General features: G+C 69.5%; 11 protein-coding genes. 4 read left to right on the top strand and 7 right to left on the bottom strand.

The features are described 5' to 3' along the window. Window positions 1–52 precede the first annotated feature (52 nt). A complete protein-coding gene (locus tag AB0I53_RS18170) occupies window positions 53–1,216 on the top strand; it encodes an MFS transporter (RefSeq protein WP_358603747.1) in 1,164 nt (387 codons plus the stop codon). A gap of 6 nt (window positions 1,217–1,222) precedes the next feature. On the opposite strand, the gene ligD is transcribed toward AB0I53_RS18170, so the two are convergent. From ligD to pqqC, 4 genes are read right to left on the bottom strand one after another with little or no spacing between them, the layout of a single operon-like run. After that, complete coding sequence (ligD, locus tag AB0I53_RS18165) at window positions 1,223–2,179, bottom strand: non-homologous end-joining DNA ligase (protein WP_358603744.1); 957 nt, start codon at window positions 2,177–2,179, stop codon at window positions 1,223–1,225. A 45-nt stretch (window positions 2,180–2,224) separates the two neighbouring features. Beyond that, a complete protein-coding gene (pqqB, locus tag AB0I53_RS18160) occupies window positions 2,225–3,094 on the bottom strand; it encodes a pyrroloquinoline quinone biosynthesis protein PqqB (protein WP_358603741.1) in 870 nt (289 codons plus the stop codon). Next, entirely contained in the window at window positions 3,094–4,458 is a 1,365-nt protein-coding gene (pqqE, locus tag AB0I53_RS18155) for a pyrroloquinoline quinone biosynthesis protein PqqE (protein WP_358603738.1), read from the bottom strand. Before pqqE ends, pqqB begins: the two co-directional genes overlap by 1 nt. Then, entirely contained in the window at window positions 4,449–5,144 is a 696-nt protein-coding gene (gene pqqC, locus AB0I53_RS18150; protein WP_358603736.1) for a pyrroloquinoline-quinone synthase PqqC, read from the bottom strand. Before pqqC ends, pqqE begins: the two co-directional genes overlap by 10 nt. A gap of 385 nt (window positions 5,145–5,529) precedes the next feature. Between pqqC and AB0I53_RS18145 the strand changes: the two genes are divergently transcribed. Both AB0I53_RS18145 and AB0I53_RS18140 read left to right on the top strand, forming a co-directional pair. Continuing rightward, on the top strand, window positions 5,530–6,642 hold the full coding sequence (locus AB0I53_RS18145) for an FAD-dependent oxidoreductase (RefSeq protein ID WP_358603733.1): 1,113 nt from the start codon (window positions 5,530–5,532) through the stop codon (window positions 6,640–6,642). A gap of 35 nt (window positions 6,643–6,677) precedes the next feature. Then, window positions 6,678–7,433 (top strand): lipoate--protein ligase family protein, encoded by a 756-nt coding sequence (locus tag AB0I53_RS18140; RefSeq protein ID WP_358603730.1) that lies wholly within the window; start codon window positions 6,678–6,680, stop codon window positions 7,431–7,433. Window positions 7,434–7,439: 6 nt separating this feature from the next. Here the strand turns inward: AB0I53_RS18140 and AB0I53_RS18135 are convergent, their stop codons facing one another. Continuing rightward, complete coding sequence (locus AB0I53_RS18135) at window positions 7,440–8,981, bottom strand: MFS transporter (protein ID WP_358603727.1); 1,542 nt, start codon at window positions 8,979–8,981, stop codon at window positions 7,440–7,442. Window positions 8,982–9,094: 113 nt separating this feature from the next. Between AB0I53_RS18135 and AB0I53_RS18130 the strand changes: the two genes are divergently transcribed. Beyond that, the gene (locus AB0I53_RS18130; RefSeq protein WP_358603724.1) at window positions 9,095–9,880 is read left to right on the top strand and encodes a phosphotransferase; all 786 of its coding nucleotides are present in this window, start codon (window positions 9,095–9,097) and stop codon (window positions 9,878–9,880) included. An 8-nt stretch (window positions 9,881–9,888) separates the two neighbouring features. Here AB0I53_RS18130 and AB0I53_RS18125 read toward each other — a convergent pair whose 3' ends face one another. Together AB0I53_RS18125 and AB0I53_RS18120 are read right to left on the bottom strand one after the other, a co-directional pair. Further along, window positions 9,889–10,545, bottom strand: a complete 657-nt coding sequence (locus AB0I53_RS18125; protein WP_358603996.1) for a class I SAM-dependent methyltransferase — start codon at window positions 10,543–10,545, stop codon at window positions 9,889–9,891. A gap of 448 nt (window positions 10,546–10,993) precedes the next feature. Then, a complete protein-coding gene (locus AB0I53_RS18120; RefSeq protein WP_358603721.1) occupies window positions 10,994–12,520 on the bottom strand; it encodes a DUF222 domain-containing protein in 1,527 nt (508 codons plus the stop codon). Window positions 12,521–12,857 lie beyond the last annotated feature (337 nt).

Raw genomic sequence — 12,857 nt, 5'->3', positions numbered from 1 at the left:
CATGGCAGTTTATCGAAAGCGGGACAGCTGCCGCTTGCCGGACGATCGCACGGTGACGCAGGAAAGAACTCGATCTGTTGGTCTGCTGGCCGTCGGGCACGCAGGCGTGGACATCTACCAGGGAGCGGTGCCGGCCATCGTCCCGTTCCTGGTGCTGGAGCGGCAATACGGCTACGTCGCGGTGTCCGGCATCGTGCTGGCGGCGACGTTGCTTTCGTCCGTCGTGCAACCGATTTTCGGCGCGCTCACCGACCGCGTGCGGATGCCGTGGCTGATCCCGGTGAGCATGGTGACCGCGGGGCTCGGCGTGGCGCTGTGCGGCGTCGGCGACTCCTACGTGCTGACGTGGCTGGCGGTCGCGCTGTCCGGGCTGGGCGTGGCGGCCTACCACCCGGAGTCGGCCCGGCTCGCGCGCGCCGCTTCCGGCGGCAACCACCTGGCGATGAGCTGGTTCTCCCTCGGCGGCAACATCGGTTTCGCGCTCGCGCCGATCGTGGTGACCCCGATCCTGGCCGCGGGCGGCCTGTCCGCCTCGCCGTGGCTGATCATCCCGGCCCTGCTCGGCGGGCTGGTGACCACCGCCGTGCTCCGCTCGCTGATCGCCGGCTCCGCCGCGACCGGCGGCGCCAAGGCCGACCGGGGCCGCGACGACTGGCCGGTCTTCCTGCGTCTGACCGCGATCGTCATCGCCCGGTCGATCGTCTACATCGGACTGAGCGCGTTCGTCGCGCTGTGGGTGCAGCAACGCGTGGGCGGCGGCGAAACCGCAGGCGCCGCGGCGTTGTTCGTGCTGTTCGCCGGCGGAGCGGCGGGCACCGTGCTCGGTGGCAAGCTGGCCACGACATGGGGCCGCATCCGGGCGCTGCGGCTGTCGTACGCGGCGTCCATCCCAGCGGTGGCCGGCGTGGTCTACGCGCCCGGTGTCAGCGTGTACGTCTTCGTGGCGCTCGCCGCGGTCCTGCTGTACATCCCGTTCTCGCTGCACGTCACGCTGGGACAGGACTACCTGCCGAACCGGGTCGGCACCGCCAGCGGCGTGACGCTCGGCCTGGCGGTGAGCGTCGGAGGCATCGCCACGCCGGTGCTCGGCGCGATCGCCGAGGCGACGTCCCTGCAAACGGCGCTGACGACGCTGCTGGTGTTCCCGGTTATCGCGTGGCTGCTCGGGCGAACCCTGCACGAGCCGGCCGCCCTGGAGGTCGCGGCGGCCCGCTGACGCGGCTCAGACCGGCGGCAGCCGCTGCTCGACGCCGAGGAGTGCGGCGAAGGGGTCGCCGACTGCCGCGACCCGGTCCAAGACGGTGCGGATCGTCCACCGGTCTGGGGCCAGGTCCGGGTCGTCGAGCTCGTCCCACTCCAGCGGCACGGACACCGGCGCGCCCGGTCGCGGGCGGGCGCTGTAGGGAGCGACGAGGGTCTTGTTGATGACGTTCTGGGTGTAGTCCAGCCGGGCCAGGCCGCGGCGGTCTTGCTTCGTCCACGCCCAGCTGACCAGCTCGGGGACGGTGCCGCCGACGGCCTTGGACACCTTCTCCACCCAGGCCCGGGTTTCCGCGTAGGTGTAGCGCGGTTCGACCGGCACCCAGATCTGGATGCCGCGCTGCCCGGTCACCTTCGGCCGGGCCTCGACGCCGAGGTGCTCCATCGCGGTCCGGTGCAGGCGGGCGAGGACGAGCACCTCCTCGAAGGTCGTCCGGCTGCCGGGATCGATGTCGAACAGTGCCCAGGTCGGGTGGTGGACGTCGGACACGCGCGAGGTCCACGCGTGCAGCTCCAGCGCCGCGTAGTTGGCCAGCCAGGCGAGCGCGGGAACGCTGTCCGGCACGAGGTACCACTGCGTGTCGCCCGCCTCGGCGTCCTCGTAGCGCCAGCGGCGGAGCCAGTCGGGCGCGTGGCTCGGGACCTCCTTGTGCCAGAAGCCGGGTTCGTCCACGCCGTTCGGGAAGCGGTGCGAGTTCAGCGGTCGGTCGGCGAGGTACGGCAGCATCACCGGGCCGATCAGCGCGTGGTAGCGGATCAGGTCGCGCTTGGTCACCGGCGCCTCGCCGTCGCGGCCGGGGAACAGCACCTTGTCGAGGTTGGTCAGCGCGAGATCCCGCCTGGCCAGCCGCCAGCGGCCCTTGGCGCCGAGCTCGTCGAGCGCCGCAAGCTCGTCCGCGGTGGGCGGCTCGTCGTTCATCCTTCCCTGATACCCGATTCCCGGTGTCGGCGAAAATCGAGGTCGTCAGTCCAGCACCAGCAGCTGGCCTTCGGCGGCGATCTCCGCGCCGGCCTCGTGCACGCCGGCGAGCTCCGGGGCGTCGGGGTGGGCCAGCGGGTTGGTGTTGTTGAGGTGGGTGAACAGGAACCGCGTCGCCGGGTGGCGGGCGATCTCCGGCAGGGCGGCCCGGATCGGCAGGTGCCCCATGCTGCGCGCGGGACGATCGCTGCCGGACGCGGGCGTCAGCTCGTCCTCGGTGTAGAAGGTGCCGTCCAGGAGCACGACGTCGGCGCCGTCGATGATCCGCTCGAATGCGTCGTTCCAGGCGGGCAGGCACGGCGCGTAAACCAGGCTGCGGCCCGAGCCGGTGAACCGGTAGGCGACGGCCCAGTCGGTCCCGGGCAGCTCGCGGGCGTAGCGGGGACGCTTGTCGCTGACGCCGACGGCCTCGACCGCGAGCCCGCCGGCCAGCGGCTGGCGATCGGAGATGACTTCCGGCCGAACCTCCGTGTAGTTGCCGATGACTTCGGTGATCGGAAAGGCCTGCCGAAGCGCCTGATGCACGGCGGTGGTCGCGTAGACCGGGAGCCGGGCGGCTTCGCGCAGGGTGAGCAGGCCGAGGGTGTGGTCCAGCTCGGCGCTGGTGAGCAGGACGCCCTCGACGGGCGTGCGCCGGGTGCCCGGTGCCGGCCGGAGTTCGGGGCTGTCCAGCAGCTGGGTGCGCAGGTCGGGCGAGGCGTTCACCAGGTACCAGGAGGTTCCGTCGCCGCTGATCGCCAGGCAGTCCTGGCTGCGCCGCACGCCGAGTTCCGCGGCCCGGCAGCAGCTGGCGCACCCGCAGTTCCACTGTGGAAGGCCGCCACCCGCAGCGGTGCCGAGGACGCGGACCCGCATCACATCCGCCTCGGCACGGCGGGCCGCGGCTCGGGCTCGACGCGGATCAGTTCGTGGTGCTCGGACAGCGAGCAGGCCGGATCGGTGGCCGCCGCGTCGCCCACCAGCTGGTACGCCTGGCACCGGCAGCCGCCGAAGTCGACGTCCTTCAGCGCGCAGCTGCGGCAGGGATCCGGCATCCACTCGGTGCCGCGGAAGCGGTTGAACGCCGCCGAATCGAACCAGATCGAATCCAGCGCCGAATCGCGCACCGACGGCACGCCCAGTTCGGGCAGCTGCGCGGCGGCGGGGCAGGGGAGCGCATCGCCGTTGGGCGCCACCGCCAGCTGCCGGTTTCCCCAGCCGTAGTTGCACGGCTTGGGGCGCGGGCTGAAGTAGTCCGCCGCCACGTACACGATCTCCAACCGGTCGCCGTAGCGCTCGCGGGCCACCGCCGCGTCCGCGTCCGCGCGCTGGACCTGTTCGCGGCTGGGCATCAGCGCGGCGCGATTGCGCAGTGCCCAGCCGTAGAACTGGGTGTTGGCCAGCTCCACGCGTTCCGCGCCGAAGTCCACGGCGAGTTCGACGATGTCGAGCAGCCGCCCGATGTTGCCGCGGTGCAGCACCGCGTTGACGGTCATCGGCAGCCCGGCTTCCACGATGCCGCGCGCGACGTCCAGCTTGCGGGCGTGCGCGCGGCGCCCGGCGATGACGTCGGCGGACGTCGCGGCCGAATCCTGCACCGACAGCTGGACGTGGTCGAGCCCCGCGGCGGCGAGGTCGCGCAATCGCCGCTGCGGCAGGGAGAACCCGCTGGTGACCAGGTTCGTGTACATGCCGCGTTCGCGGGCGGCGGCGACGAGGGCGACCAGGTCGCGGCGCAACGCCGGCTCGCCGCCGGAGAGGTGCAGTTGCAGCACACCGATGGACCGGGCCTGGTCGATGACGCGCAACCAGGCCTCGGTGTCCAGCTCGTCCCGGTAGTCGGCCAGGTTCAAGGGGTTCGAGCAGTAAGTGCACTGCAACGGGCATCGGTAGGTCAGCTCGGCCAGCAGCCCCAGGGGCAGCCCGGCCCGCGGCGCTGCCGACTGCTGACCGGACTCCACCACGCCGACGGGCTCCGCGCCCAGCACCCGGCGCCGGTCGAGGTCCGCGAGCAGTTCGAGCACGGATTCGGCGGTGGCGCCCTGGTACGCGGCTGCGAGCTCCCCGACGATTTCGGTGACCGTGCGACTGGCATCGCACCTGCGCACGATGTCGGCCGCGGTGTCGTTGAGCAGCAGCACGCCCTCCGGGTACAGCAAGGCATGCTTCCCGCGGACCCGGTCGCGGACGAACCGGACCCCGCGCCGCAACCCGGGGCGGCTTTCGGCGGTCACGTCCATGACTGTCCTTTGTAGTCGATGGCGTCCAACATCGCCCACAGCGCATCGCATTTGAACGACAACGCCCGAATCGCGGCGTCCTGCTGCTCGCGCGTCGCGCAGTGTTCGAGCACGACTCGAAGCGTCACGGAACTGTCCGCGCGAGCGGCCGGGATCCGCCGCTCGAAGTAGGCCAGGCCGTCGGGTTCGATCCAGTCGTAATGGCGTTTCCAGGCCGCCATCCGGTCGGCCATGTGACCGGGCGAGAACATCTCCGTCAACGCCGCGGCCACGCCCTCGATCCACGGTTTGCGGCGGCAGAAGTCCAGATAGGCGTCGACGGCGAACCTAACACCGGGCAGCACGTGGCGCTCGTCGACGACCTCGTCCCGCTGCAGGCCGACGGCCTCGCCGAGCACCAGCCAGTCGTGCAGGCCGCCGTCGGTGTCGCCGGCCCCGTCCTGGAAGGCGATCCGCTCGACCCAGATCCGCCGCACCTCGGGAAGCGGGCAGTTCGCGACGATGGCCGCGTTCTTCTGCGGCAAATGCCGCTGGTAGTACCACCGGTTGGCCACCCAAAGCCGAACTTCCGCGGCGCTGCAGCGGCCATCGTGCAACCGCAGGTGAAAAGGGTGGTGCGCCCAGTAACGCTTCGCCAACCGCTGCAGCGATTCCCGGAATTCGGATTCGGCGAGCGGCTGCGTCACCGACTGCCGTCGTGCGCGTAAGCGGTGACCTCGGGGCGCGTCTCGTACTGCTCGACCAGCGGCGGAGTCCAGCTCGGCGGCGCGGGAGCGGGGGCGGATTCGGAAGGAGCGGCCATCACGAGACCTCCAATTCGCAAGGAGAACAAGCGAACCCGAACCGTACAAGCGGCGCGCGCCCGGAATCAAGATTCCACCACCCGAACAACACGACCGCCGCAACCAATACCCCGAACGCCGGAATTGCGTCTCGCATTGGCGAATAAGGGGAATAAAGCGAACCGGCGATTGTGCGGCCAAGTGACGTCGGTCACAGCATGTCACACTTCGGTCCGGTGTCCCGTTCCTCCTTCGCGCATCGCAGCGCGGATCTTGGGAGGACGGAATCATGGCGGTACAGGTTGTGGTTGTCGGGGCCGGTTACTCCGGGTTGGCCGCCGCGAAGCTCGCGGCGCGGTGGACCGATGCCGAGGTGACGTTGATCAACGCCGATGACCGGTTCGTCGAGCGGGTGCGGCTGCACCAGCTCGCAGCCGGGCAGCAGCTGCGGGACCTGCCGTTGGCCAACCTGGTCGCGGGCACCGGCGTGCACCTGGTCGTCGACCGGGTGACCGGGATCGACGCCGAGGAAAAGGCCGTGCGGTTGGCGAACTCGGATCGTGCCGTGCGGTACGACCTGCTGATCTACGCGCTGGGCAGTGTGGCCGACATGGGATCGGTGCCCGGCGTCGGGGAGCACGCCTACACCGTGGCCACCGGCGACGAGGCCGTGCGGTTGCGGGAACGCATCGCCGACAGCGCTGTCGTCGCAGTGGTGGGCGGCGGGCTGACCGGCATCGAAGCCGCCGCCGAGCTGGCCGAATCGCACCCCGGGCTGAAGGTCCGGTTCGTGAACGGGGGAGAGCTCGGTGCCGGGCTTTCCCGGCGCGGACGCGACTACCTGCGGCGCACCTTCGACCGGCTCGGCGTCGAAGTTCTCGAGCAGGCCAGGGTTTCCGAAGTGCGCGCGGACGGGCTGGTGCTGGCCGACGGCGAGCACATCGGCGCCGACACCGTGGTGTGGACGGCCGGTTTCAAGGTGCCGGAGCTCGCTCGCGAGGCCGGTTTCGCCGTCGACGAGCACGGTCGGTTGGTAGTGGACGAGATGCTGCGTTCGGTCTCGCACCCGGAGGTGACCGGGATCGGCGATGCGGCGGCGGTGCGCATGCGAAGCGGGCAGAAGCTGCGGATGGCGTGCGCGACCGGGCTGCCGTCGGCGCAGCACGCCGCCCGCGCGATCGCCGACCGGCTGGCCGGGCGAGCGCCGCGGCCGATCCGGTTCCGCTACCTCAACCAGTGCATCAGCCTGGGCAGGCGCGACGGGCTGATCCAGTTCGTGCACGCCGACGACAGCCCGCGCGAAGCGGTGCTGACCGGCCGGAAGGCCGCGCTCTACAAGGAAGCGATCGTGCGCGGCACGATCCTCTTCGAGCGGCACCCGGTCATCCCGACCTCGCTGTAGCCGGACCGGGAACTTCCGGCCAGTAGAATCGGCGCGTGGAGCTCTTTCGCGGCGCGCTCGGCGTCGGTTCGGACCAGGCACTGGAGGTCGCGGTCGCGCATGCGATGTTGCGCCGCGTCAGCGGCGGCGAGTCGGGGCCGGCCGTGCGGGTGTACCGGCCGGACACCCGCGTCGTCGCCTTCGGCCGGCGAGACACCCTGCTGCCCGGCTTCCCCGACGCCGTCCGCGCCGTGCGGGACGCCGGGTTCACGCCGGTCCTGCGCGCCCCCGGCGGCCGCGCGGTGGCCTACACCGAGCGTTCGCTGGTGGTCGACCACGTCGGCCCCGACCCCGGCTACCTGGCGGGCATGGATGAGCGGTTCGTGGGTTACGCCGAACTGTGGGCAGACGTGCTGCGCAAGCACGGCGTCGGCGCGCAGGTCGGGGCGGTGCCGGGGGAGTACTGCCCGGGCGCGCACAGCGTGAACGCGCGAGGCCGGGTGAAGCTGGTCGGCACCGCGCAGCGGATGGTGCGCGGCGCCTGGCTGTTCAGCGCGGTAGCGATCTTCGACGACGACGAGGTGCTGCGGCCGTTGCTGACCGCCGTCTACCGGCACCTGGAGCTGCCCTTCGACGACGACTCGGTGGGGTCCGTGGCGGCCGAGTCGCCCGGCGCGTCCCTGGACGAGTTCGAAGCCGATGTCGTCGCGGCCTACGACGAACGGTTCGGCCTCGTCCCCACACGGCTGGCCGACGATCTGCTCGGCAGGGCCCGCGACTTGGCGGAAGACCACCGTGTCGCGGTCCACTGAGTCTCCTCACACGGCAGCGGCTTCCGGTTCGCTGACCTTCGGTTCTGCCTCCGGCCCGGAGCGCTTGCGCAGCAGCGCCATGCCGATGACCGCGAACAGCGCGACGATGGTGGCGCTGACGATGGAAACCACCTGGAAACCGCTGGTGAAGGCTTCCCGCGCCGGTCCGAGGATGCTCTCCGGATCGGCCAGCCGCCCCGCCGCGGTAACCGCGCCGGCCATCCCGTCCCCGGCCTCGGCCGCGATGCCGGGCGCCACCTCCGGCGGAAACACGACGACGCCCCGATAGACGGCGGTGGCGAGGCTGCCGAACAACGCGATGCCCATCGCGATGCCGAACTCACCGCTGGTCTCCGACATCGCCGACGCCGCGCCGGCCTTCTGCGGCGGCACCGAGCTCACCACCATCTCGGTGCAGAGCACGCCCTGCGGGCCCATGCCGAAGCTCGCGCACGCGATGCCGACGGTCACCAGCACGGTCCCGTTCCCGGCGTCCACCAGGGCGAACAGCAGGATCCCGGCGGCCGCGACGAGCATGCCGAAACCGAGCACGAACTCCGGCCGGAACCGCTTGGCCAACCGCGGCGCGATCAGCGACCCGACGACCACGGCACCGGCCTGCGGAACCATCAGGACACCGGCCTCCAGCGCCGACAACCCGGCGACCAGCTGGAAGTACTGACTGACCAGCATGAAGATGCCGCCCATGGTGATCGCGCCGACCAGCACGATGCCCAGCGCGGCGCTGAAGGTGCGCACGCGGAACAACCGCAGGTCCAGCATGGGTTCCGCGATCCGCCGCTGACGGCGCACGAAGACCACGCCGAGAGCGAGCCCGACGACCAGCGCCATCATGTTCGGCACCTGCGGGCCGTACTTGGCGAGTTCCTTGAGCGCGTAGACGATCGGCAGGATCGTGCCCAGCGACAGTCCCACGCTGACGAGGTCGAGCCGGCCCGCGTTCTCATCGCGGTACTCGGGCAGCAGCGCCGGGGCGGTCGCCAGCAGCAAGACCATGACCGGCACGCCCATCAGGAAGACCGAGCCCCACCAGAAGTTCTCCAGCAGCACGCCGCCGACGACCGGCCCGATCACCATGCCGCCCATGAAGCAGCTCATCCAGACCGCGATGGCGGTGCCGCGCTGCCGGGCGTCCTGGAACATGTTGCTGATCAGCGCCAACGTCGAGGGCATCAGCGTGGCCCCGGCGACGCCCAGCAGCACCCGCGCCGCGATCAGCATCGCGGGGTTGGGCGCGAACGCGGCCGCGATCGACGCGATGCCGAACCCGGCGCCGCCGATCATCAGGAGCTTCCGACGCCCGATCCGGTCGCCGAGCGTGCCCATGGTGACCAGCAACCCGGCGATCATGAAGCCGTAGCTGTCGATGATCCACAGCAATTCGGTGCTGCTGGGCCGCAGATCGGTGGCTAGGTGCGGCACCGCGAGGTGCAGCACGCTCATGTCTAACGACAGGAGCAGGGTCGGAAAGGCGAGCACCGCAAGCCCGATCCACTCCCGCCGACCCGCGGTCGGTGTCGTATCCACGCTCGAAACCCTTTCCTCTGGCGACCGCTCCCGCGGCGCCGTCCTGCTGTCGTGAGGATTGACTCGGGCCGCCGCTGGAAATAATCGGTGGATTCCCATGATCTACTGGAACGGTGGACAGTGGCGTGGCGGAACCGGTGAGCATCGACGGTGGTTGGGACAGTGCGGCAACGCTGATCGACGGGCGCTGGATCGAACGCCGGCCACGGCGCGCGGAAGTCGCTGATCGCCTGCGCATGGAAACCGAGTTGATGCCGTGGCTCGCGCCGCAGTTGCCGCTCGACGTGCCCGAGCCCCACGTCGTGGCATCGGAACCGTTGGTGGTCCGGCACGCACTGGTGGTCGGTGAACCCATTTCCGAGCCCACCGCCGAGCACGGCCGTCAGTTGGGAGCCTTCCTGCGAGCGCTGCACACCGTCGATCCAGCAGAGGCCGTCCGCCGGGGTCTGCAGGGTCCCGAGGAGGCAGCCCGAGAGCTCGCCGAAATCGTGGAGAGGTTTCGGGCGGACGTACTACCGCTGGTTCCCGTCGAACACCGTGGCGCGGCGCGCGCTCTGCTGGACACCTTCGGAGAGTTTCCTACCGACACCGTGGTCCACGGCGATCTCGGCCCAGAACATGTGCTGTGCCAGGGAACCGGCCTGTCCGGGGTGATCGACTTCTCGGACGCGCACGTCGGCGACGGCGCGATCGACCTGGCGTGGACGCTGCACGGAACACCACCGGAGTTCGCCACCGCGCTCGCGGAGGAATACGGGGTGACCCGACAGCTCCACGACCGAGCCTTGCTGTGGCATCGGCTCGGCCCCTGGTACGAAGTCGTCCACGGCCTCGACAACGAGCTGCCGGACGACGTCCGATCCGGATTGGACGGCGTCGTCCGGAGACTTCGCGACTGATCGGCCCGTCAGCGGCGTTCTGCCGCGACCACGAGGAAGTTCGGCAGCTCGATGTACGCCTCGGAGCCATCGGAGGGTGACGCGGCGGCCGGGTCGAGCCCCGGCTCGTCCAGCTCGCGCAAGCGGCAGCCGAGCCTCGTCAGCTCGTTGAGGTAGGTCGACAGCGTGCGATGGAAGTCCGGTGCGTAGGTCTGGTCGATCGGGTATTCGCTCAGGTACTCACGGATGCGGTACTCACCGTGCTGCCGCCAGGTCGGTGCCAACTGCTCGAAGCACGGGTGGTTGATGGAGAAGACGAAAACGCCGCCAAGCGCGAGCGACTCCACGCACGCTCGCATCGCAGCGAACCAATCGGGAATGGAAGCCAGCACGACGTTGGAAACCACCGCTCCGAACGGCTCGCCGAGATCCGGCAGATCGCACAGGTCGGCCTGCACGTAACGGATCCCGCGCGGCTGCGCCGCCTCTTTCTTGACGGCGTAGTCGTAGAGCGCCTGGGCGGGCTCGACACCGACTACCTCGGCCCCGCGATCGGCCAGCATCCGGCTGAGATACCCGTGACCGCAACCGGCGTCGAGCACCCGAACGCCGTCGAGCGGGCCCAGCAACCGCAGCAAAGAAGCGTTCAGCAAATGGCGGCGGCAAAAGTCGCCGTCCGGCTCCATCCGGTCCAACGCCGCCTCCGGCATCGCGGCCCATTTGCGGATCGCCGCACCATTCGTCCACTCCATGCGCATCCCTCCGACAGCTGCTGTTCGCGGATCCGGCCATGCCATTCTTTGCGCACGCCGCTGTGACCGCCGGTGGATGGTCGCGGCGCGGTTCGGGAGTTTCGCATCGTGAGGACCGAGGCTGAGACGACTCCCGTGAAAGCGCTCAATTGTGCCACGAGGAAAGCTGTTTTCGAAGAAGTCGGGCGTGATGGGCAGCGGCGACGTGGTTCGTTAGCGCCCGGAGCACGACGTGAGTGACGAGCGGTATGCGAAGCCTGCCCCCGGAGCTCTCATGCACGAACGGATCCTCCTCAACCGCACCGCGCCCGGCGCGCTGCCAAGAATCGGCAAGCCAGTCGGGCGGCCGCGTGCCACCGCCCGCCTGATCCGCATTCGGGCATCATGGTGCGCCCGCCGGGTCCCGTGGTGTGGGGATGAGGTCCCGGAGGTGTTCGCGGTGCCTGGTGGGTTGTGCTGTGCCGCCTGGTCTGGGTGTTCGTCTGGGGTCCACTGTGGGTGGTGGGATGAACTTGGGTCGTCCGTTGTGCATGGTGATGTCCCATCGTTGGTTGTGGAGTGTGCGGTGGTGGTGGCCGCAGAGCATGACCATGTTGTCCAGGTTGGTTGCGCCGCCGTCGACCCAGTGCTGGACGTGGTGCGCTTCGGGTGTTCCCGGCGGCCGGTCGCATCCGGGGAAGGCACACACGCCATCACGTCGAAGCAACGCGACTCGAATGTGCGTGGGCGCGGTTCGCTTAGCCCTGCCGACATCCAGCGGAAGACTGTCACCGCCAAGCACCATCGGGAGGATTTCGGCGTCGCAGGCGATGCGGCGGGCGTTCTGTGCGGTGATGGCGCGTTCGGTGTTCAACGTGCCAGGCATACCGTACTCGTCGACGAACCCCAAGTTCCGCTTCAGGTCGTCGAAGTCGATGGCGATGGTCATCTGCGGTCGCTGCCCACCCGTGCGCGGCATCCCGTCGTGATCCAACGTCAAATCCAGCAACGCGGAGAATCCGTCGGCATTCCGCTGCCCGACGGTGCGCGGGTCTTTCTCCCCGTCAACCTCGGGACGGGGCGCGGCGAGGGGCTCGATCAACGCGGCGAACTTCGCACCGGTTTCGCGGTCCAGCCTCGCTTTGATGACGGTCATGCCGTCCCGGGTGGTCGCGTAGTGGAGTTCCCGTGCTTCGTGTTGGGTTTCTTCGTCGTCGTAGGCGCCGTCTTGGTCGAGGAGGTAGCGGATGCGTTCGGCGAGTTTCTCCAGCTCGCGCGGCGACATCGTGCGCGCATACCCCGCGAGCGTCGCTTCGACCTCGCCGACTTGGTGGCAGCGGGCGTATTCGGGCAACCGGCGGATTCCGTTGACGATGACGCGTGCGTGTTCCAGCCCGATCGCACCCTCGGACAAAGCGGCAGCGGTGTGAGGCAGGTCGGCGGGCATGAGCTCGCCGTGCAGGGTGTGCCGGTCCTCAACAGTGCGGGCCACTGTCACCCGGGTTTTCGCGTCACGAGCATCGATGTTGAGCAGCCCTTGCAACCAGACTTGCAGTGATCGTGCGCCGGTCTCGGCGTGGATGCCCCGGTGGTCGGCTTCGGCGATGTACTGCAACTGCTCCCACATCAGCACCCGCATCTCCGTCTCCAAGCTTTGGATGCGGGCGGTGAGTTCGGCATCGGAGCATGACACCACCGACTGCAGGGGCATCGCCTCCGCGGTCGAGTCCTGGGCATTCACCAACGGCGTCATGCCACAATTATCCCTGACTCGAACACGCGTTCGCACGTTTTTTAAGGGCGCTTGATCAGGTGAAACACCCACCACCTGCCACGAAAACCCCGCCACGTCAACACAAGCCAGCACGCCGAACCCGCAACGCCCCCATTGCCGGCCGTGATCGACCGCTGCGCCGTGGCTCGTGAGCACTTTGGCCCGCTATAGCGATCCAAAGTACGCACGACCCACCCCCGAACCCGACGCGATCACCACACGCCGAAAGCCCCCGATGAATGACCGCCCCACAACGACTCCGGCAACGTGCCAGCGAAAGCCGACCACGAACGAAACCCTGCAACGGATCAACTCGAAACCGAACCCCATCAGTCCCAGCGAAGCCGGGAACCGCCGCCCCGCAACGCAAGACGCCGATGTGCCAGACCACACCGGGCCATCCCCGCGATAGAAAGCCGAACCGGGGCTGCGGGCCGGATGTCAAGCCGTTCACCCCCGAAGGGGCGGCCGCAAGGCCGGGCTTGACCTCCGG

It is taken from the genome of Saccharopolyspora sp. NPDC050389, assembly GCF_040655595.1.
Taxonomy (GTDB): Bacteria; Actinomycetota; Actinomycetes; order Mycobacteriales; family Pseudonocardiaceae; genus Saccharopolyspora.
Note: the sequence above shows the minus strand (reverse complement) of the source record. Positions and strands in the feature narration are given on the sequence as shown.

Bases quoted from the DNA above. Each gene is read 5' to 3' on its own strand.
- pqqE (WP_358603738.1), bottom strand. From the start codon at position 4,458: ATGGACGTGACCGCCGAAAGCCGCCCCGGGTTGCGGCGCGGGGTCCGG.
- AB0I53_RS18125 (WP_358603996.1), bottom strand. From the start codon at position 10,545: ATGGAGCCGGACGGCGACTTTTGCCGCCGCCATTTGCTGAACGCTTCT.
- ligD (WP_358603744.1), bottom strand. From the start codon at position 2,179: ATGAACGACGAGCCGCCCACCGCGGACGAGCTTGCGGCGCTCGACGAG.
- pqqB (WP_358603741.1), bottom strand. From the start codon at position 3,094: ATGCGGGTCCGCGTCCTCGGCACCGCTGCGGGTGGCGGCCTTCCACAG.
- AB0I53_RS18145 (WP_358603733.1), top strand. From the start codon at position 5,530: ATGGCGGTACAGGTTGTGGTTGTCGGGGCCGGTTACTCCGGGTTGGCC.